Raw genomic sequence first — 19,367 nt, 5'->3', positions numbered from 1 at the left:
CACGCCGACTACGTTAAGAACATGATCACCGGTGCTGCCCAGATGGACGGCGCAATTCTGGTAGTAGCAGCGACTGACGGCCCGATGCCGCAGACTCGTGAGCACATCCTGCTGGGTCGCCAGGTTGGTATCCCGTACATGATCGTGTTCATGAACAAGTGCGACATGGTAGATGACGAAGAGCTGCTCGAACTGGTTGAGATGGAAGTTCGTGAACTGCTGACCGAATATGACTTCCCGGGTGATGACCTGCCGGTAGTTCGTGGTTCCGCGCTGAAAGCGCTGGAAGGCGAAGCGCAGTGGGAAGAGAAGATCATCGAGCTGGCTGGCCACCTGGATACCTACATCCCAGAGCCGGAGCGTGCAATTGACCTGCCGTTCCTGATGCCAATCGAAGACGTATTCTCTATCGCTGGCCGTGGTACTGTAGTTACCGGTCGTGTAGAGCGCGGTATCGTTAAAGTAGGTGAGTCTGTAGAAATCGTCGGTATCAAAGATACCGTGACTACTACCTGTACCGGTGTAGAAATGTTCCGTAAGCTGCTGGACGAAGGTCGTGCAGGCGAGAACGTTGGTGCACTGCTGCGTGGCGTGAAGCGTGAAGACGTAGAGCGTGGTCAGGTACTGGCCAAGCCGGGTTCAATCAAGCCGCACACCAAGTTTGAATCTGAAGTGTACGTACTGTCCAAAGAAGAAGGTGGTCGTCATACCCCGTTCTTCAAAGGCTACCGTCCGCAGTTCTACTTCCGTACAACCGACGTGACCGGTACCATCGAACTGCCGGAAGGCGTAGAGATGGTAATGCCAGGCGACAACATCAAAATGGTTGTTACCCTGATTGCGCCGATCGCGATGGACGACGGCCTGCGTTTCGCTATCCGTGAAGGTGGCCGTACCGTAGGTGCTGGTGTTGTAGCTAGCGTAATCGCCTAATCTTTGGCTTACATAAATAAAGCAAAGCCCCTATAATAGGGGCTTTCTTATGTAGGGGTGTAGTTCGAATTGGTAGAACAGCGGTCTCCAAAACCGATGGTTGCGGGTTCGAGTCCTGCCACCCCTGCCATATACCTCGTCTCGTACGGGGCTTTTGTGTCTTAGGTTACGTCAGATACAGGTGGGTTGTATGAGTGTTAGTTCTGAGAGCCAGGGCGGAAGCAAGGATACCCTGCTGTGGGGCCTGGTTTTCATTATCCTGGCGGCCGCTGTAGTGGGTAATTACCTGCTCAACGATGTCATCGCTGCCGTCCGCGCCCTGGGTGTGGTCGTTGTCATTGCTGCTGCTGGTGCAGTAGCCCTGCAAACCACCAAGGGAAAGAACACACTGGCATTTGCCCGTGAGTCTCGCCTGGAAGTCCGCAAGGTCGTATGGCCAACCCGTCAGGAAGCCATTCAGACAACCCTGATTGTGCTGGCGGTGACCGCCGTGATGGGTTTGTTGCTGTTCGTACTGGACGGTGCCTTGGTATGGTTGGTCAACCTGATTACCGGTGTGTAAGGATAAGCCATGACTGAACAACGTGAACAACGTATGAGATGGTATGTCGTGCAGGCATTCTCCGGCTATGAAGGCCGTGTAGCTAAATCCCTGCGTGAGCATATCAAGATGCATGGCATGGAAGACATGTTCGGTGAAGTACTGGTCCCGACTGAAGAAGTGGTCGAGATGCGTGCTGGCCAGAAGCGCAAGAGTGAGCGCAAATTTTTCCCGGGTTATGTCCTGGTCCAGATGTTGATGGATGAAACCACATGGCACCTGGTACGTAATGTACCCCGTGTAATGGGCTTCATTGGCGGTACTTCTGACCGTCCGGCGCCGATCTCTGATAAAGAGGCCGATGCTATCCTCAACCGTCTGCAGGATGCCCAAGACAAGCCGCGTCCGAAAACCCTGTTCGAACCGGGTGAAATGGTGCGGGTTGCCGATGGTCCGTTTGCTGACTTCAACGGTACCGTTGAAGAGGTGGATTATGAGAAGAGCCGCGTGAAGGTCTCTGTACTGATCTTCGGTCGTTCTACTCCTGTTGAGCTGGATTTTGGTCAGGTCGAAAAGGGCTGATTGAATTTCGTACGTCCAACTGTTGTCAGGGGCAGCGAATATCTCTATAATTCGCTGCCCCTTTATTTAGTTGGGGAGCCGTTTGCAGGAGCATGTCTCCGAGGCGCTAGAACCCATATCTGAGGTATTTTCTAATGGCTAAGAAAGTCACAGCTTATATCAAGCTGCAAGTTAAGGCTGGCAGTGCTAACCCCAGCCCTCCCGTTGGTCCTGCTCTGGGTCAGCACGGTGTGAACATCATGGAATTCTGTAAGGCGTTTAACGCTCGTACAGAGAAGCTGGAAAAAGGTTCACCGACTCCGGTCGTGATCACCGTTTACAGCGACCGTTCCTTCACCTTCGAAACCAAGACTCCTCCAGCTTCCTTCCTGCTGAAGAAAGTTGCCGGTATCAAGTCTGGTTCTGCCAAGCCGAACAAAGACAAGGTTGGTAAGGTGACCGTAGCTCAGCTGCAAGAAATCGCCAAGACCAAAGAGCCGGATATGACCGGTGCCGATCTGGATGCAAAAGTACGTTGCATCGCAGGCTCCGCTCGTTCCATGGGTCTGGTAGTGGAGGATTAAGACAATGGCAAAACTTTCCAAGCGTATGCGCGTTATTCGCGAAAAAGTTGACGGTACCAAAGAGTACTCCATCAACGAAGCCATTGCCCTGCTGAAAGAACTGGCTACTGCCAAGTTCGTTGAAAGCGTTGACGTTGCTGTCAACCTGGGTATCGACGCTCGTAAATCTGACCAGAACGTACGTGGTGCTACTGTACTGCCGCACGGTACCGGTCGTGATGTACGCGTTGCCGTATTTACCCAAGGCGCAAACGCCGAAGCTGCTAAAGCAGCCGGTGCTGAGCTGGTAGGTATGGAAGACCTGGCTGATCTGGTTAAGAAAGGCGAGATGAACTTCGACGTCGTTATCGCATCCCCGGATGCCATGCGTGTTGTTGGTCAACTGGGTCAGATCCTGGGCCCGCGCGGCCTGATGCCGAACCCGAAAGTTGGTACTGTAACTCCTAACGTTGCTGAAGCGGTCAAGAACGCTAAAGCTGGTCAGGTTCGTTACCGTAATGACAAGAATGGTATCATCCATACCACTCTGGGTAAGGTTTCTTTCAACGAAAGTCAGCTGAAAGAAAACTTGGAAGCTCTGCTGGTTGCCCTGAAAAAAGGCAAACCTTCTTCCGCCAAAGGTGTATTCATCAAGAAAGTCAGCATCTCCACCACCATGGGTGCCGGTGTTGCTGTAGATCAAGCGACTCTGGAAGCTAAGATCTAATTGATGGATTTTACAAGGCGCAAAATTTAATCTATAATTTTGCGCCTTGATTGGTTGGGGGTTTCGACCTCCGTCCAAGACCGCAGGTGGCGTTAAACGCCTTAATTTTTCCTGCGTAGACGGTGCCGGAAACCCAGCGAGAAAGATTCTTTCTCTTCTGGAATCCTGCTACCGCATCGTTCCCCTCTGTTGTAAAGGTAGGGGGGATGTGTCAGTACTGAGTCATGAGACTCAGATTCAATCCAGGAGTTATGCCAATGGCATTGGGACTCGAAGACAAAAAGGCAATTGTTGCTGAAGTCAACGAAGCTGCCAAAGGCGCTCTGTCTGCAGTAATCGCCGATACTCGCGGTGTTACTGTTGATAAGATGACCGTCCTGCGTAAAACCGCTCGCGAAGCCGGTGTGTACATGCGCGTAGTGCGTAACACCCTGCTGCGTCGTGCAGTTGAAGGCACCGATTACGCGTGCCTGAACGACGTATTGACTGGTCCTACCTTGATTGCATTCTCTAACGAACACCCGGGCGCTGCTGCTCGTCTGTTCAAAGATTTTGCCAAAGCGAACCCTAAGTTCGAAATCAAGGCTGGCGCTTTTAACGGTGAGTTTATCGCCGCAGCACAAATTGATCGTCTGGCCACGCTGCCGACCTACAACGAAGCAATTGCGAAGTTGATGGCGACTATGAAAGAAGCCTCTGCTGGCAAGCTGGTTCGTACCATCGCTGCTGTGCGTGATCAGAAACAAGCTGCTGCTTGATTCTCGCCTATTTAGGCTGTTTGAGTTTATTCAACATCAGGAATTTTTGTCATGTCTATCACTAAAGACCAAATCATCGAAGCCGTTGCTTCCATGTCTGTAATGGAAGTTGTTGAGCTGATCGAAGCTATGGAAGAGAAGTTCGGTGTTTCTGCCGCTGTTGCTGTTGCTGCCGGTCCGGCTGCTGAAGCAGTAGAAGAGAAGACCGAGTTCGACGTAGTACTGACCGCTGCTGGCGCCAACAAAGTTGCCGTTATCAAAGCTGTACGTGCTGCCACCGGCCTGGGCCTGAAAGAAGCCAAGGACCTGGTAGAAGCTGCACCGACCAACCTGAAAGAAGCCATCTCCAAAGATGAAGCTGAAGCTCTGAAGAAGCAGCTTGAAGAAGCTGGTGCTTCTGTTGAGATCAAATAATCTGCATTTATGTAGATTAGCCTGATAAAACAGGCTAGGGCTGGTGAATATTTGTTCACCAGCCTTTTTGCGCTGTAGACTGAGAGCATTTCACACCGTTTACGACTCTCGGTGCACCAGCAATCCGGACCGTTTCCATTCGTCCGGGTCAACACAAAACGGTGTTGAGACAGAGCTGTCCCGCGGGACAGAGTGGGTCACTTATCAGCGAGCTGAGGAACCCTATGGTTTACTCTTATACCGAAAAAAAACGCATTCGTAAGGACTTCGGTAAGCGAGACCAGGTACTGGACACGCCTTATCTGTTGTCCATCCAGCTGGACTCCTTCAAGCAGTTCATCGAGGCCGACCCGGAAGGTGAATATGGCCTAGAGGCCGCTTTCCGAAGCGTTTTCCCGATCACCAGTTACTCCGGTAGTGCTGAGCTTCAATACGTCAGCTATCGCCTGGGTGAGCCGGTATTTGACGTAAAAGAATGCCAGATCCGTGGAGTGACCTACTCCGCGCCGCTGCGTGTCAAGCTTCGTATGGTTCTATACGACCGAGAAGCAGCTGCCGGCACCGTCAAAGACATCAAGGAACAAGAAGTGTACATGGGCGAAATTCCGCTCATGACCGAGAACGGCACCTTTGTTATCAATGGTACCGAACGGGTAATCGTCTCCCAGCTGCACCGCAGCCCGGGCGTCTTCTTCGACCACGATAAAGGCAAAACTCATTCATCCGGTAAGGTACTGTATAACGCCCGCGTTATTCCCTACCGTGGTTCCTGGCTGGACTTCGAGTTCGATGCAAAAGACAACCTGTTTGTCCGTATCGACCGTCGTCGTAAATTGCCAGCATCCATTATGTTGCGCGCCCTGGATTTCACTTCCGAACAGATCCTGGCCACCTTCTTCGAGACCATCGGTTTTGAAGTAAAAGATGGCAAGTTGATGATGGATTTGGTGCCTGAGCGTTTGCGTGGCGAAACAGCGACCTTTGACATCGTGGCCAATGGCGCCGTGGTGGTTGAGACCGGTCGTCGTGTCACTGCGCGCCACATTCGTCAGTTGGAAAAAGATGCCGTTACCCAGATTGAGGTACCGGTTGAGTATGTTGTTGGCAAAGTTGCAGCCAAGGACTACGCACATCCGCAAACTGGTGATGTGGTCGCGACCGCCAACCAGGCATTGAGCCTGGAAGCGATTGCTAACCTTTCCCAAGCCGGCTTCAAGCACTTCGAGGTTCTGTTCACCAACGAACTGGATCACGGTGCTTATATCTCCGAGACCCTGCGTGTCGACTCCAGCTCCAACCGTTTGGAAGCGCTGGTCGAAATCTATCGCATGATGCGTCCAGGTGAGCCGCCGACGCGTGAAGCAGCAGAACAGCTGTTCGAAAACCTGTTCTTCTCTCCTGAGCGTTACGACCTGTCTACCGTAGGTCGGATGAAGTTCAACCGCCGTCTGGGTCGTGAAGTCGAGACTGGCGTTGGCGTACTGACCAAAGACGACATCGTCGAAGTCATGAAGCGTCTGATCGACATCCGTAACGGTAACGATGAAGTGGACGATATCGACCACTTGGGTAACCGTCGTATCCGTTCTGTCGGTGAAATGGCTGAAAACCAGTTCCGTGTCGGTTTGGTGCGTGTCGAGCGTGCGGTCAAGGAGCGTCTCTCCCTGGGCGACCTGGACACCCTGATGCCACAGGATCTGATCAACGCCAAGCCGATCTCCGCCGCAGTCAAAGAGTTCTTTGGTTCCAGCCAGCTGTCTCAGTTTATGGACCAGAACAACCCGCTCTCCGAAGTGACCCACAAGCGCCGTATTTCTGCGCTGGGCCCGGGCGGTTTGACTCGTGAGCGTGCCGGCTTTGAAGTCCGAGACGTACACCCGACCCACTACGGTCGTCTGTGCCCTATCGAGACTCCTGAAGGTCCGAACATCGGTCTGATCAACTCTCTGTCCGTGTACTCTCGTACCAACGAGTATGGTTTCCTTGAGACGCCGTACCGTAAGGTCATTGACGGTGTGATCACCGACGAAGTGGACTACCTGTCTGCTATCGAAGAAGGCAAGTACGTGATCGCCCAGGCTAACGCCGCGACCACCGAAGATGGCCGTCTGAAAGATGAATTGATCCCGTGCCGTCACAAAGGTGAATCCACCTTTATGAATGCCGACCAGATCCAGTATATGGACGTGAGCCCGCAGCAGATCGTATCTGTGGCAGCTGCTCTGATCCCGTTCCTGGAACACGATGACGCCAACCGCGCATTGATGGGTTCAAACATGCAACGTCAGGCTGTACCGACTCTGCGTGCTGACAAGCCGCTGGTAGGTACTGGTATGGAACGCGCTGTGGCCGTTGACTCCGGGGTAACCGTAGTAGCCAAGCGTGGCGGCGTAATCGACTATGTCGATGCCTCCCGTATCGTCCTGAAGGTTAATGAAGATGAGCTGATGCCTGGCGAAGCCGGTATCGACATCTACAGCCTGACCAAATATACCCGTTCTAACCAGAACACCTGTATCAACCAGCGTCCTTGCGTGATGTTGGGTGAGCCGGTGATGGCTGGTGACGTGCTGGCTGACGGTCCGTCCACCGACTTGGGTGAACTGGCGCTGGGCCAGAACATGCGCGTCGCGTTCATGCCGTGGAACGGTTACAACTTCGAAGACTCGATCCTGGTGAATGAGCGTGTTGTTCAGGAAGATCGCCTGACCACCATCCATATCCAGGAGCTGGCCTGTATCTCCCGTGACACCAAGCTGGGTCCGGAAGAGATCACTGCCGACATCCCGAACGTGGGTGAAGCCGCACTGTCCAAGCTGGACGAGTCCGGTATCGTCTACGTGGGTGCCGAAGTGAAGGGCGGCGACATTCTGGTTGGTAAGGTTACACCGAAAGGTGAAACCCAGCTGACGCCGGAAGAGAAGCTGCTGCGCGCCATCTTCGGTGAGAAGGCCTCCGATGTGAAGGACTCCTCCCTGCGTGTGCCGAACGGTGTGTACGGTACCGTAGTTGACGTGCAAGTCTTTACCCGCGATGGCGTGGAAAAAGACAAGCGCGCCAAAGAAATCGAAGAGATGCAGCTGAAGGAAGCGAAGAAGGACTTGACCGAAGAGTTCAAGATCCTGGAAGACGGCATTTTCGGCCGCTCCCGCAACCTGCTGCTGGCCGCCGGTTACAGCGAAGATCGTCTGAACAAGCTTGATCGCTCCAAGTGGTTTGAACTGGCCATCGAAGATGAAGGCAAGCAGACCGAACTGGAACAGATCGCTGAACAGCACATCGAGCTGAAAGCTGATTTCGACAAGAAGTTCGAGAACAAGCGTCGCAAGATTATCCAGGGTGATGATCTGGCGCCGGGCGTACTGAAAATCGTCAAAGTTTATCTGGCAGTCAAGCGTCGCATCCAGCCGGGTGACAAGATGGCAGGCCGTCACGGTAACAAGGGTGTTATCTCCAAGATCTGCCCGGTCGAGGATATGCCCCATGACGAGTTTGGCCGTCCGGTCGACATCGTACTGAACCCGCTGGGTGTACCATCCCGTATGAACATCGGTCAGATCCTCGAAGTGCACCTGGGCCTTGCGGCCAAGGGTATCGGCGAGAAGATTGACCGCATGATCAAAGAGCAGCGCGAGCTGCACGAGATGCGCAACTTCCTGCAGCAGGTCTATGACCTGGGCGAGAAGGACACCAAGCAAGTCGATATCGCTGAACTGTCTGATCACGACGTACGTGTGTTGATGGGTAACCTGCGTAATGGTCTGCCTGTTGCTACACCGGTGTTTGATGGTGCCAAAGAGCGCGAAATCAAAGCACTGCTGAAGCTGGCTGATCTGCCGGAATCCGGTCAGATTGACCTGTTCGATGGCCGTACTGGTAACCGCTTCGAGCGTAAAGTAACCGTTGGTTACATGTACATGCTCAAGTTGAACCACTTGGTTGACGACAAGATGCACGCGCGTTCTACCGGTTCTTACAGCCTGGTTACCCAGCAGCCGCTGGGTGGTAAGGCACAGTTCGGTGGTCAGCGTTTCGGTGAGATGGAAGTGTGGGCCCTGGAGGCTTACGGTGCGGCATATACCCTGCAGGAAATGCTGACCGTCAAGTCTGACGATGTGAATGGCCGTACCAAGATGTATAAGAACATCGTGGATGGCGACCACCGTATGGAGCCGGGCATGCCCGAATCTTTCAACGTATTGTTGAAGGAAATCCGCTCTCTGGGTATCAACATCGAGCTGGACGAAGAGTAAGAGCTCGCTCTTATTGTTCGAGAATTGACGTGGGCGCCCCGCTGCTTTGGCAGTAGGGGCGCCGAGGTTAGACTCCTGACAGGGGAAACACGTGAAAGACTTACTCAAGTTTTTGAAGGCTCAGACCAAGACCGAAGAGTTTGACAGTATCAAGATCGGTCTGGCCTCTCCTGACATGATCCGCTCCTGGTCATTCGGTGAGGTCAAAAAGCCTGAGACCATCAACTACCGGACTTTTAAGCCGGAACGTGATGGTCTGTTCTGTGCCCGTATCTTCGGACCGGTGAAGGACTACGAGTGTCTGTGCGGCAAGTACAAGCGCCTGAAACACCGTGGTGTGATCTGTGAGAAGTGCGGCGTTGAAGTGACTCAGACCAAGGTCCGTCGCGAGCGTATGGGCCATATCGAGCTGGCCAGCCCGACTGCCCACATCTGGTTCCTGAAGTCGCTGCCGTCTCGTATCGGCCTGCTGCTGGACATGACTCTGCGCGACATCGAACGCGTGCTCTACTTCGAATCTTTCGTAGTAATCGAGCCGGGCATGACCAACCTCGAACGCAGCCAGATGCTCTCTGAAGAGCAGTACCTGGATGCGCTGGAAGAGTGGGGCGACGAATTTGACGCCAAGATGGGTGCCGAAGCAATCCTGGCATTGCTGCGCGCTATCGATCTGGAAGGTGAAGTCAAGACTATGCGTGAGGAGCTGGATCAGACCAACTCCGAGACCAAGCGCAAGAAGACCACCAAGCGTCTGAAGTTGATGGAAGCATTCCTGCAGTCCGGCAACAAGCCGGAGTGGATGATCATGACAGTGCTGCCTGTGCTGCCGCCGGACCTGCGTCCGCTGGTACCGCTGGACGGCGGCCGTTTCGCGACTTCCGATCTGAACGATCTGTACCGTCGCGTGATCAACCGTAACAACCGCTTGAAGCGTCTGCTGGACCTGGCTGCTCCGGACATCATCGTGCGCAACGAAAAGCGTATGCTGCAAGAGTCCGTCGATGCGCTGCTGGATAACGGCCGTCGTGGTCGTGCCATCACCGGTTCCAATAAGCGTCCGCTGAAATCCTTGGCCGATATGATCAAGGGTAAGCAAGGTCGTTTCCGTCAAAACCTGCTGGGTAAGCGCGTCGACTACTCTGGTCGTTCCGTTATCACCGTAGGTCCGACTCTGCGTCTGCATCAGTGCGGTCTGCCGAAGAAGATGGCGCTGGAACTGTTCAAGCCGTTCATCTATGGCAAGCTGGAAACTCGCGGTCTGGCGACCACGATCAAGGCTGCCAAGAAGATGGTTGAGCGCGAAGAAGCTGTCGTTTGGGATATCCTGGACGAAGTGATCCGAGAGCACCCGGTCCTGCTGAACCGTGCACCGACTCTGCACCGTCTGGGTATCCAGGCATTCGAACCGACCCTGATCGAAGGTAAAGCGATCCAGCTGCATCCGCTGGTTTGTGCCGCCTATAACGCGGACTTCGACGGTGACCAGATGGCGGTCCACGTACCGCTGACGATCGAAGCTCAGCTTGAAGCGCGTGCGCTGATGATGTCTACCAACAACATCCTGTCGCCTGCCTCTGGTGAGCCAATCATCGTTCCTTCTCAGGACGTGGTCTTGGGTCTGTACTACATGACCCGTGCCCGTATCAACGCCAAGGGCGAAGGTATGGTGCTGGCCGGCCCGAAAGAAGCCGAGAAAGTATATCGCGCCGGTCTGGCCGATCTGCACGCTCGCGTCAAAGTGCGTATCACCGAATATCTCCGTCAGGAAGATGATTCACTGGTTGAGCGTACCGAGATGAAGAACACCACCGTTGGTCGTGCGATCCTGAGCCTGATCCTGCCAAAAGGCATGGAATACGCGCTGATCGACGAGCCGAAGGTGCTGACTGCAGCTGAGCAGGCTGATCTCGATGCCAATCCGCAGAACTGGATCAAATCTGTATCCAACAAGGCGCTGGGCAAAAAGCTCATCTCCCGTCTGCTGAACACCTGTTATCGCAAGCAGGGGCTGAAGGACACCGTCATCTTCGCTGACCAGCTGATGTATACCGGTTTCCATTATGCGGCCCTGTCTGGTGCTTCTGTTGGTATCGATGACATGGTCATCCCGGATGCCAAGAAAGACATCATCGCGGCTGCCGAAGCTGAAGTTGCCGAGATCCAGGACCAGTTCCTGTCTGGTCTGGTGACCGCTGGCGAACGCTACAACAAGGTTATCGATATCTGGGCCAGCGCCAACGAGCGCGTCTCCAAGGCCATGATGGAGAACTTGTCCAAAGAGCGTGATGTTAACTCGCTGGGTGAAGAAGAAGAGCAAGCCTCGTTCAACAGCATCTTTATGATGGCCGACTCTGGTGCGCGTGGTTCCGCCGCCCAGATCCGTCAGCTGGCCGGTATGCGTGGCCTGATGGCCAAGCCGGATGGCTCCATCATCGAGACGCCAATCGTCGCGAACTTCCGCGAAGGTCTGAACGTACTGCAGTACTTTATCTCCACTCACGGTGCTCGTAAGGGTCTGGCGGATACCGCACTGAAGACCGCGAACTCCGGTTATCTGACCCGTCGTCTGGTTGACGTGGCACAGGACATGGTGATCACCGAGGACGATTGCGGCACCGTTGAAGGTCTGTGGATGACTCCGCTGATCGAAGGTGGCGACGTAGTCGAGCCGCTGCGTGAGCGCGTGCTGGGCCGTGTGCTTGCCGACGACGTGATCAAGCCGGGTACTGAAGATGAAGTACTGGTAGCGCGCAATACTCTGCTCGATGAGCAGCTGTGTGATCTGCTGGAACAGAACTCTGTTGACCGTGTGAAGGTGCGTTCTGCCATCACTTGTGAAACTGACTTCGGTAACTGTGCTCGCTGCTATGGCCGCGATCTGGCACGTGGTCACCTGGTGAACAAAGGTGAGGCCGTCGGTGTTATCGCCGCTCAGTCCATCGGTGAGCCGGGTACCCAGCTGACGATGCGTACCTTCCACATCGGTGGTGCCGCATCCCGAGCTGCTGCCGAGAACAGCATTCAGGTCAAGAACACCGGTAGCATCAAGCTGCAGAACGCCAAGTTCGTTCTCAACAGCGATGACAAGCTGGTTATCACCTCCCGTTCTACCGAACTGACCATCATGGATGACATGGGCCGTACCAAGGAAAGCCACAAGCTGCCTTACGGTTCCGTGCTGGAAGTGAAGGACAACCAGGCTGTGAACGCTGGCGAGACCGTTGCCAACTGGGATCCGCACACCCACCCGATCATCACCGAAGTAGCAGGTCGTCTGCAGTTCGAACACATGATCGATGGCGTGACCATCACTCGTCAGACCGACGAGCTGACCGGTCTCTCTTCTATCGTTGTACTGGATGTCAACGAGCGTCCGAGTGCCGGTAAAGAGATGCGTCCGACCGTTAAACTGGTCGACCTGAACGGCAAAGATGTGATGATTCCGGGTACCGATGTAGCCGCCCAGTACTTCCTGCCGGGCAAGGCGATCGTCAACCTGGAAGATGGTGCCAACGTGGGTGTGGGTGACGCGGTAGCGCGTATCCCGCAAGAATCCAGTGGTACCAAGGACATCACCGGTGGTCTGCCGCGCGTTGCTGATCTGTTCGAAGCACGTATTCCGAAGGAACCGGCTATTCTGGCCGAGGTCTCCGGTACCATCTCCTTCGGGAAAGAGACCAAAGGCAAGCGCCGTCTGGTCATCACCCCGACTGATGGTGGCAGCGTCTACGAGGAGATGATTCCGAAGTGGCGTAACCTGAACGTGTTCGAAGGTGAAAAAGTTGAGAAGGGTGAAGTGCTGGCGGACGGTCCTGAGTCTGCTCACGATATCCTGCGTCTGCGCGGTATCAGCCCGGTCGCCAACTACATCGCCAACGAAGTGCAGGACGTTTACCGTCTGCAAGGCGTTAAGATCAACGACAAGCACATCGAAGTCATCGTTCGTCAGATGCTGCGTAAGTGCGAAATCTTGAGCGCTGGTGATACCGACCTGATCGAAGGTGAGCAAGTTGAAGTTGCTCGTGTGAAGATTGCCAACCGTAAACTGGTTGCCGAGGGCAAGGCCCCCGCTACCTTCCGTCATATCCTGATGGGTATTACCAAGGCATCTCTGAGCACCGAGTCCTTCATCTCTGCGGCTTCCTTCCAGGAAACCACCCGTGTTCTGACCGAAGCTGCCGTTGGTGGCAAGCGTGATGAACTGCGTGGCCTGAAAGAGAACGTCATCGTGGGTCGTTTGATCCCGGCTGGTACCGGCTTTGCCTACCACCATAGCCGGATCAACCAGCGTGCCGCCGCAGCGCGTGCTGTTGGTACCCCGCAGGTAACTGCCGATGAAGCTCAACAGAACCTGGCGGATCTGTTGAACGCAGCCGGTAGCTTCGACGAAGAGTAAATCGTCATCCGCGATTTAAAGAGCGCCTCCAGGGGCGTCTCTTATACAAAAATCCCCAAGCATCGCTTGGGGATTTTTTTTGCTCGCATTTCGTCTTCCATGTCCAAAGAGTCATCCTGATAGGTGATGGTGCGACATACCTTGATGCAATTCATTCAATTGACTGTTTGCATAATAGAGCTCTTCTGCGGTGGGCCAATTCCTCGGCAAAGGCAGGCACTGCGCGGTTTACAAGATGATCCAGAGCAAAGTTGTAGAGTAAAAAATCAAAAAAAGTTGACTTTACTGCCCCGCAATTTAAAACTCGGGCAAGTTGAATGGTTATTACAGGGGTAGAACATGACTGTCGGTATCGAGGAAACGATGTTTCCCGAAGAACAGCTGATCAGCCGCACTTTTACAGATGAAGACAGGGAATTGTTGCGCTCATACGATGGGCTCATCGATGGCTTGGCCGAATTGTTCGGCAAGCATTGTGAAGTGGTCCTCCACTCCCTGGAAAATCTGCATGAGTCGGTGATCAAGATCGCCAACGGATTTAATACCGGACGCACCCTGGGGGCGCCCATTACCGATCTGGCATTGCGGATGCTCAAGGATATCGAGAGCACGGGCCAGGATTATACCCAGAGTTATTTTGCCCGTAGCCGCACTGGCGCCTTGATGAAATCGAGCACTATTTCTATCAGAAACAGTGAGCGGCAGGTAATCGGTCTGATCTGCATCAACCTGCACATCAATGCACCTTTCCATGAATTCGTGGCCGAATTTTTTCCGACGCCCCAACAGGCGGCGCGCCAGTCACCAGAGACCTTTGCCAACAGCGTAGAAGAGCTGGTTGCCCAGACGGTGGATAATACCATCGACGAGATCAACCGCGATCCCACGGTGGCCAACAATGCCAAGAACCGTTTTATCGTGACCCAGCTGTTCGAGAAGGGAATTTTTGACATCAAGGATTCGATCAATCTGGTGGCAGATAAACTCAATATTTCAAAACATACCGTTTATCTTTACATCCGACAGCGCAAGCAGGGTGAAGACGAGAACGAGTAACTTATTCCAGAAGGGGATAGATGAATGGCTAAAGAAGTGATTGCAACCGACAAGGCGCCTGCTGCGATTGGTCCCTATGTTCAGGCTACCAAGGTTGGCGAGATGATCTTCACCTCCGGGCAGATCCCGCTCGATCCTGCCACCATGGAGATCGTGGCTGGCGGTATCGAAGAGCAAGCCGAACGGGTAATGAAGAATCTGGTTGCCGTGTTGCACGCTGCCGGTGCTGATGCCAGCAACGTGGTTAAAACCACCTGCTTCCTGAGCGACATGAACAACTTCGTTGCCTTCAATCAGGTCTATGCCCGTTACTTTGGCGATGCGGCACCTGCCCGCTCCTGTGTTGAGGTAGCCCGCCTGCCGAAAGATGTGCTGGTCGAGGTCGAGGCCATCGCCCATCTCTGATTAACGCATCGAATCAAGCCCCTCTTGGCAGGGGCTTTTTTATTTTTGGCGTAAAATTGACCGGGTCAGTACAGGAGCCCTGCTATGAGTTTGAGTTTTGCCATCCTGGTAACGGGGCCAGCCTATGGCACCCAGTCGGCCAGTACTGCCTATCGCTTTGCCCGCACGCTGTTGGCACAAGGGCATACCTTGTCTCACCTGTTTTTCTATCAGGATGGCGTCCATAACGGTAACGGTTTGCATCAGCCCGCGTCCGATGAGACCGACCTGGTGCGTCTGTGGCGAGAGCTGGCAGAAGAGCAGGGGATCCGTATCGACGTATGTGTCGCCGCCGCCATGCGGCGCGGTGTGCTCGATGAGCAAGAGGCCAAGGGGGCAGGGCTGGCGCACTTCAATCTGCAAGCGCCATTTTGCCTGAGCGGTCTGGGCCAGTTGGCCGAGGCGGCGCTCACTGCCGATCGGTTGGTTCAGTTCTAGGGGATAGCCATGAGCAAGAAAATTGCCTTTATCTGCAGTCGTGGCCCCCATGGCCATGCTGCCGGTCGGGAAGGGCTGGATGCCCTGTTGGCCACTTCGGCCATGACTGATTCACTGGCGCTGTTCCTGATTGGGGATGGCGTGCTGCAGCTGCTCAAAGAGCAGCAACCGGCCACTATTTTGCAGCGCCACTACGCGCCCACCTTCAAAATGCTGGAACTCTACGACATCGAAGAGGTCTATGTTTGTGCTGACTCGTTGGCAGAGCGTGGTGTGACCGTGGATGATCTGCTGATCCCCGTCGACAGTTTGCCACGCCATGAATTGGCTCGGCGCTGGGCGCAATGTTCGACTCACATCAGTTTTTGAGGTTTCCATGTTGCATCTGATATTGAATTCTCCCTTCCAAAGTCAGGCGCTGGCAGAGGCACTCTCCTATCTTCAGCCGGAAGATGAGCTGGTGCTGATGCAGGATGCGGTGATTGCTGCCGCGGCCCCCAAGTGGTGTGAACGACTGGCGGGCATTCCGCTTTATGTGATGCAAGATGACTTGCAGGCCCGTGGTCTGCACCATGGCGTCGGTATTGCGCTGGATATGGCAGGTCTGGTGGCGCTGATCGCGAAAAATGGATCACCTCGCACCTGGGGAGGGTGATCATATTATTTTTATTGAAATTCAGTATGTTAGCTTTGCTGCGATCGGATCCAGATTGTCCTTTTGTGACGCAAATTGTATAAATCTTGACTCCCCAGACAACAGGGCATAAAATTTCGCGTCCCCGTATCTGCGGGGAGGATTTTCCACACGTTTATGAAGTCATTATCAGGAGCCTCTTGATGGCAACTATTAACCAGTTGGTTCGCAAGCCACGCATCAAGCTCGTTGTTAAGAGCAACGTGCCGGCGCTGGAAGCGTGCCCTCAGAAGCGTGGCGTATGCACCCGTGTATATACCACCACCCCGAAGAAGCCTAACTCTGCACTGCGTAAAGTGTGCCGTGTACGTCTGACCAACGGCTTCGAAGTCACCTCCTATATCGGTGGTGAAGGTCACAACCTGCAAGAGCACTCTGTTGTTCTGATCCGTGGCGGTCGTGTAAAAGACTTGCCAGGTGTTCGTTATCACACCGTTCGTGGTGCGTTGGACTGTGCCGGTGTTAAAGACCGTAAGCAGGCTCGCTCCAAGTATGGCGTGAAGCGTCCTAAAGCTTAATGGTTCTCCGTTAAGTAAGGCCAAACGTTAATTCGTTTCTAGTTAGATAACTTTCTAGTTTTGGGTAATCCCTGAAGTTACGGAGAATTTGAAATGCCAAGACGTCGTGTTGTTGGTCAGCGTAAAATCCTGCCAGATCCCAAGTTCGGATCAGAGCTGCTGGCTAAATTCGTCAACGTAGTAATGGTTGATGGTAAGAAATCTGTTTCCGAAGCCATCGTATATGGCGCCCTGGACATCATTGCCACCAAGAGCGGCAAAGATCACCTGGCTGTCTTCGAAGAAGCTCTGGATAACATTCGTCCGTCCGTCGAGGTTAAATCTCGTCGTGTCGGTGGTGCAACCTATCAGGTACCGGTAGAAGTTCGTCCGGTCCGTCGCAATGCTCTGGCAATGCGCTGGTTGGTTGACGCCGCTCGTAAACGTGGTGAAAAATCAATGGCTCAGCGTTTGGCTGGCGAGCTGCTGGATGCCTCTGATAACAAGGGTTCGTCTGTCAAGAAACGTGAAGACGTTCACCGTATGGCTGAAGCGAACAAAGCCTTCGCTCACTTCCGCTGGTAATCCGCTTACGCAGAGCCTCATGGCTCTGCGTGCCTTTCATTACCTAGGGCGAAGCGCCTTAGTAAGAGGATGACAATGGCTCGTACAACTCCTATTGAGCGTTATCGTAACATCGGTATCTCCGCTCACATTGACGCCGGTAAAACTACTACTACCGAACGCGTTCTGTTTTACACCGGTGTAAGTCACAAGATCGGTGAAGTTCACGATGGCGCAGCCACCATGGACTGGATGGAACAGGAACAGGAGCGTGGTATTACCATCACCTCCGCCGCGACCACCGCATTCTGGTCCGGTATGGGTAAACAGTATCAACCGCACCGTATCAACATCATCGACACCCCGGGCCACGTTGACTTTACTATCGAAGTAGAGCGTTCAATGCGTGTTCTGGACGGTGCCGTGATGGTGTACTGTGCCGTAGGTGGCGTACAGCCACAGTCTGAAACCGTATGGCGTCAGGCTAACAAGTACAAAGTTCCCCGTATTGCGTTCGTCAACAAGATGGACCGTACCGGTGCTAACTATTTGCGCTGCGTTGAGCACATCAAGACCCGTCTGAAAGGCGTTCCGGTTCCCCTGCAACTGAACATCGGTGCAGAAGAGAACTTTAAGGGCGTTGTTGACCTGGTCAAGATGAAAGCCATCAACTGGAGCGAAGCTGATCAGGGCGTATCCTTCGATTACGAAGAGATCCCGGCTGAACTGCTGGAGCAGGCGCAAGAAATGCGCATGAACCTGGTTGAAGCAGCTGCTGAAGCATCTGAAGACCTGATGGAAAAGTACCTCGGCGGTGAAGAACTGACCGAAGAAGAAATCAAGAAAGCTCTTCGTTTGCGCGTTCTGAACAACGAGATCATCCTGGTTACCTGTGGCTCTGCGTTCAAGAACAAAGGCGTTCAGGCTATGCTGGATGCCGTAGTTGACTATCTGCCGGCACCGACCGACGTAGCAGCTATCGACGGCCTGAAAATGGACGGCGAGACCAAAGACGAGCGTCATGCTTCTGATGACGAGCCGTTCTCTGCTCTGGCGTTCAAGATCGCTACCGACCCGTTCGTTGGTAACCTGACCTTCTTCCGCGTCTACTCCGGTGTTGTTAACTCCGGTGACACCGTGCTGAACTCCGTTAAGGACAAGCGCGAGCGTTTTGGCCGTATCGTACAGATGCACGCCAACAAGCGTGAAGAGATCAAAGAAGTACGCGCTGGCGACATCGCTGCTGCTATCGGTCTGAAAGATGTGACCACCGGTGATACCCTGTGTGATGAAAAATCACCGATCATCCTCGAGCGTATGGAATTCCCGGAGCCGGTAATTTCTATCGCGGTTGAGCCGAAAACCAAGGCTGACCAAGAGAAGATGGGTCTGGCACTGGGCCGTCTGGCGCAAGAAGATCCGTCTTTCCGTGTATGGACTGACGAAGAATCTGGCCAAACCATCATCGCCGGTATGGGCGAGCTGCACCTGGACATCATCGTTGACCGTATGCGTCGCGAGTTCAAGGTTGAAGCTAACGTTGGTAAGCCGCAGGTTGCCTACCGTGAAACCATTCGTGAAACCGTTAAGGATATCGAAGGTAAGCACGCCAAGCAGTCTGGTGGTCGCGGTCAGTACGGTCACGTTGTGATCGACATGTACCCGCTGGAAGCCGGTAAAGCCTACGAGTTCGTTAACGACATCAAAGGCGGCGTGATCCCAGGCGAATACATCCCGGGTGTTGATAAGGGTCTGCGTGAGCAGCTCAAATCTGGCCCGCTGGCTGGCTATCCGGTTATGGATGTCGGTGTTCGTCTGCACTACGGTTCTTACCACGATGTCGACTCTTCCGAGCTGGCGTTCAAGATCGCTGCATCTCTGGCATTTAAAGCTGGCTACATGAAAGCCAAGCCAGTGCTGCTTGAGCCGGTTATGCAGGTTGAAGTCGAGACTCCGGAAGATTACATGGGCGACGTTATCGGTGACCTGAACCGTCGTCGTGGCCTGATCGAAGGTATGGAAGATGGCCCGTCCGGCAAGATCGTACGTGCTCTGGTGCCGCTGGCCGAAATGTTCGGTTATGCAACTGCACTGCGTTCCGCTACCCAAGGTCGTGCTTCCTACGCAATGGAATTCGCTAAGTACTCTGATGCCCCGACTAACGTGGCTCAAGCAGTAATCGAAGAGCGCAAATCCAAGTAATTTATGATTCCCCGCTTACGACGGTAGGCGGGTTTAACCTAGAAGGACTACGTCGTGTCTAAAGAAAAATTTGAGCGTAACAAACCGCACGTAAACGTGGGCACCATCGGCCACGTTGACCACGGTAAAACCACCCTGACTGCAGCTATCACCAGTGTGCTGGCCAAGCACTACGGTGGTAAAGCTTTCGCCTTCGACCAGATCGACAAGGCACCGGAAGAGCGTGAGCGTGGTATCACCATCAACACCTCCCACGTAGAATACGACACCCCGATCCGCCACTACGCACACGTAGATTGCCCGGGCCACGCCGACTACGTTAAGAA

General features: G+C 53.9%; 18 protein-coding genes and 1 tRNA gene. All 19 read left to right on the top strand.

The window, feature by feature from the left end:
- A partial coding sequence (tuf, locus tag BN1135_RS05040) for an elongation factor Tu (protein WP_042019326.1) occupies positions 1 to 933 on the top strand: 933 nt, incomplete at its 5' end.
- Positions 934 to 986: 53 nt separating this feature from the next.
- Positions 987 to 1,063 (top strand) — tRNA-Trp (locus BN1135_RS05035).
- A gap of 60 nt (positions 1,064 to 1,123) precedes the next feature.
- The gene (gene secE / locus BN1135_RS05030; protein WP_042019322.1) at positions 1,124 to 1,495 is read left to right on the top strand and encodes a preprotein translocase subunit SecE; all 372 of its coding nucleotides are present in this window, start codon (positions 1,124 to 1,126) and stop codon (positions 1,493 to 1,495) included.
- 9 nt (positions 1,496 to 1,504) lie between these two features.
- A complete protein-coding gene (nusG, locus tag BN1135_RS05025) occupies positions 1,505 to 2,056 on the top strand; it encodes a transcription termination/antitermination protein NusG (RefSeq protein ID WP_042019321.1) in 552 nt (183 codons plus the stop codon).
- A 134-nt stretch (positions 2,057 to 2,190) separates the two neighbouring features.
- Complete coding sequence (gene rplK, locus BN1135_RS05020) at positions 2,191 to 2,619, top strand: 50S ribosomal protein L11 (RefSeq protein WP_042019319.1); 429 nt, start codon at positions 2,191 to 2,193, stop codon at positions 2,617 to 2,619.
- A gap of 4 nt (positions 2,620 to 2,623) precedes the next feature.
- Positions 2,624 to 3,325 carry a 50S ribosomal protein L1 gene (gene rplA / locus BN1135_RS05015; RefSeq protein WP_042019318.1) on the top strand — a complete coding sequence of 234 codons (702 nt, stop codon included), beginning with the start codon at positions 2,624 to 2,626 and terminating at the stop codon, positions 3,323 to 3,325.
- 257 nt (positions 3,326 to 3,582) lie between these two features.
- Positions 3,583 to 4,083 (top strand): 50S ribosomal protein L10, encoded by a 501-nt coding sequence (rplJ, locus tag BN1135_RS05010; protein WP_042019317.1) that lies wholly within the window; start codon positions 3,583 to 3,585, stop codon positions 4,081 to 4,083.
- A 51-nt stretch (positions 4,084 to 4,134) separates the two neighbouring features.
- Positions 4,135 to 4,497: a 50S ribosomal protein L7/L12 gene (rplL, locus tag BN1135_RS05005; RefSeq protein WP_042019315.1), complete on the top strand. Its 363-nt coding sequence runs from the start codon at positions 4,135 to 4,137 to the stop codon at positions 4,495 to 4,497.
- A gap of 224 nt (positions 4,498 to 4,721) precedes the next feature.
- Complete coding sequence (gene rpoB / locus BN1135_RS05000; RefSeq protein WP_082186738.1) at positions 4,722 to 8,750, top strand: DNA-directed RNA polymerase subunit beta; 4,029 nt, start codon at positions 4,722 to 4,724, stop codon at positions 8,748 to 8,750.
- A gap of 91 nt (positions 8,751 to 8,841) precedes the next feature.
- Positions 8,842 to 13,146 (top strand): DNA-directed RNA polymerase subunit beta', encoded by a 4,305-nt coding sequence (rpoC, locus tag BN1135_RS04995; protein ID WP_042019312.1) that lies wholly within the window; start codon positions 8,842 to 8,844, stop codon positions 13,144 to 13,146.
- A 339-nt stretch (positions 13,147 to 13,485) separates the two neighbouring features.
- Positions 13,486 to 14,202, top strand: coding sequence for a helix-turn-helix transcriptional regulator (locus BN1135_RS04990; RefSeq protein WP_042019310.1), 717 nt, complete (start codon positions 13,486 to 13,488; stop codon positions 14,200 to 14,202).
- Between the two features lie 24 nt (positions 14,203 to 14,226).
- Positions 14,227 to 14,607, top strand: coding sequence for a RidA family protein (locus tag BN1135_RS04985; RefSeq protein WP_042019309.1), 381 nt, complete (start codon positions 14,227 to 14,229; stop codon positions 14,605 to 14,607).
- A gap of 84 nt (positions 14,608 to 14,691) precedes the next feature.
- On the top strand, positions 14,692 to 15,084 hold the full coding sequence (gene tusD, locus BN1135_RS04980) for a sulfurtransferase complex subunit TusD (protein WP_042019307.1): 393 nt from the start codon (positions 14,692 to 14,694) through the stop codon (positions 15,082 to 15,084).
- Between the two features lie 9 nt (positions 15,085 to 15,093).
- Positions 15,094 to 15,453 carry a sulfurtransferase complex subunit TusC gene (gene tusC, locus BN1135_RS04975; RefSeq protein WP_042019306.1) on the top strand — a complete coding sequence of 120 codons (360 nt, stop codon included), beginning with the start codon at positions 15,094 to 15,096 and terminating at the stop codon, positions 15,451 to 15,453.
- A 7-nt stretch (positions 15,454 to 15,460) separates the two neighbouring features.
- Positions 15,461 to 15,739 (top strand): sulfurtransferase complex subunit TusB, encoded by a 279-nt coding sequence (gene tusB / locus BN1135_RS04970; protein WP_042019303.1) that lies wholly within the window; start codon positions 15,461 to 15,463, stop codon positions 15,737 to 15,739.
- 182 nt (positions 15,740 to 15,921) lie between these two features.
- On the top strand, positions 15,922 to 16,296 hold the full coding sequence (gene rpsL, locus BN1135_RS04965) for a 30S ribosomal protein S12 (protein WP_005306278.1): 375 nt from the start codon (positions 15,922 to 15,924) through the stop codon (positions 16,294 to 16,296).
- Between the two features lie 93 nt (positions 16,297 to 16,389).
- Positions 16,390 to 16,860, top strand: coding sequence for a 30S ribosomal protein S7 (rpsG, locus tag BN1135_RS04960; protein ID WP_042019301.1), 471 nt, complete (start codon positions 16,390 to 16,392; stop codon positions 16,858 to 16,860).
- Positions 16,861 to 16,935: 75 nt separating this feature from the next.
- Positions 16,936 to 19,041 (top strand): elongation factor G, encoded by a 2,106-nt coding sequence (fusA, locus tag BN1135_RS04955; RefSeq protein WP_042019299.1) that lies wholly within the window; start codon positions 16,936 to 16,938, stop codon positions 19,039 to 19,041.
- 54 nt (positions 19,042 to 19,095) lie between these two features.
- Positions 19,096 to 19,367: GTP-binding protein (locus BN1135_RS21140; RefSeq protein ID WP_241658119.1), on the top strand; the 272-nt coding region annotated here is incomplete at its 3' end.

It is taken from the genome of Aeromonas sobria, from assembly GCF_000820145.1.
Lineage (GTDB): Bacteria > Pseudomonadota > Gammaproteobacteria > Enterobacterales > Aeromonadaceae > Aeromonas > Aeromonas sobria.
Note: the sequence above shows the minus strand (reverse complement) of the source record. Positions and strands in the feature narration are given on the sequence as shown.

What these genes read in the sequence shown, in the direction of transcription:
- tusB (WP_042019303.1), top strand. Translation starts at nt 15,461, where the DNA reads ATGTTGCATCTGATATTGAATTCTCCCTTCCAAAGTCAGGCGCTGGCA.
- rpsL (WP_005306278.1), top strand. Translation starts at nt 15,922, where the DNA reads ATGGCAACTATTAACCAGTTGGTTCGCAAGCCACGCATCAAGCTCGTT.
- tusD (WP_042019307.1), top strand. Translation starts at nt 14,692, where the DNA reads ATGAGTTTGAGTTTTGCCATCCTGGTAACGGGGCCAGCCTATGGCACC.
- BN1135_RS04985 (WP_042019309.1), top strand. Translation starts at nt 14,227, where the DNA reads ATGGCTAAAGAAGTGATTGCAACCGACAAGGCGCCTGCTGCGATTGGT.
- rpoB (WP_082186738.1), top strand. Translation starts at nt 4,722, where the DNA reads ATGGTTTACTCTTATACCGAAAAAAAACGCATTCGTAAGGACTTCGGT.
- secE (WP_042019322.1), top strand. Translation starts at nt 1,124, where the DNA reads ATGAGTGTTAGTTCTGAGAGCCAGGGCGGAAGCAAGGATACCCTGCTG.
- fusA (WP_042019299.1), top strand. Translation starts at nt 16,936, where the DNA reads ATGGCTCGTACAACTCCTATTGAGCGTTATCGTAACATCGGTATCTCC.
- tusC (WP_042019306.1), top strand. Translation starts at nt 15,094, where the DNA reads ATGAGCAAGAAAATTGCCTTTATCTGCAGTCGTGGCCCCCATGGCCAT.
- BN1135_RS04990 (WP_042019310.1), top strand. Translation starts at nt 13,486, where the DNA reads ATGACTGTCGGTATCGAGGAAACGATGTTTCCCGAAGAACAGCTGATC.
- rplL (WP_042019315.1), top strand. Translation starts at nt 4,135, where the DNA reads ATGTCTATCACTAAAGACCAAATCATCGAAGCCGTTGCTTCCATGTCT.
- rplJ (WP_042019317.1), top strand. Translation starts at nt 3,583, where the DNA reads ATGGCATTGGGACTCGAAGACAAAAAGGCAATTGTTGCTGAAGTCAAC.
- rplK (WP_042019319.1), top strand. Translation starts at nt 2,191, where the DNA reads ATGGCTAAGAAAGTCACAGCTTATATCAAGCTGCAAGTTAAGGCTGGC.
- rpsG (WP_042019301.1), top strand. Translation starts at nt 16,390, where the DNA reads ATGCCAAGACGTCGTGTTGTTGGTCAGCGTAAAATCCTGCCAGATCCC.
- rplA (WP_042019318.1), top strand. Translation starts at nt 2,624, where the DNA reads ATGGCAAAACTTTCCAAGCGTATGCGCGTTATTCGCGAAAAAGTTGAC.
- nusG (WP_042019321.1), top strand. Translation starts at nt 1,505, where the DNA reads ATGACTGAACAACGTGAACAACGTATGAGATGGTATGTCGTGCAGGCA.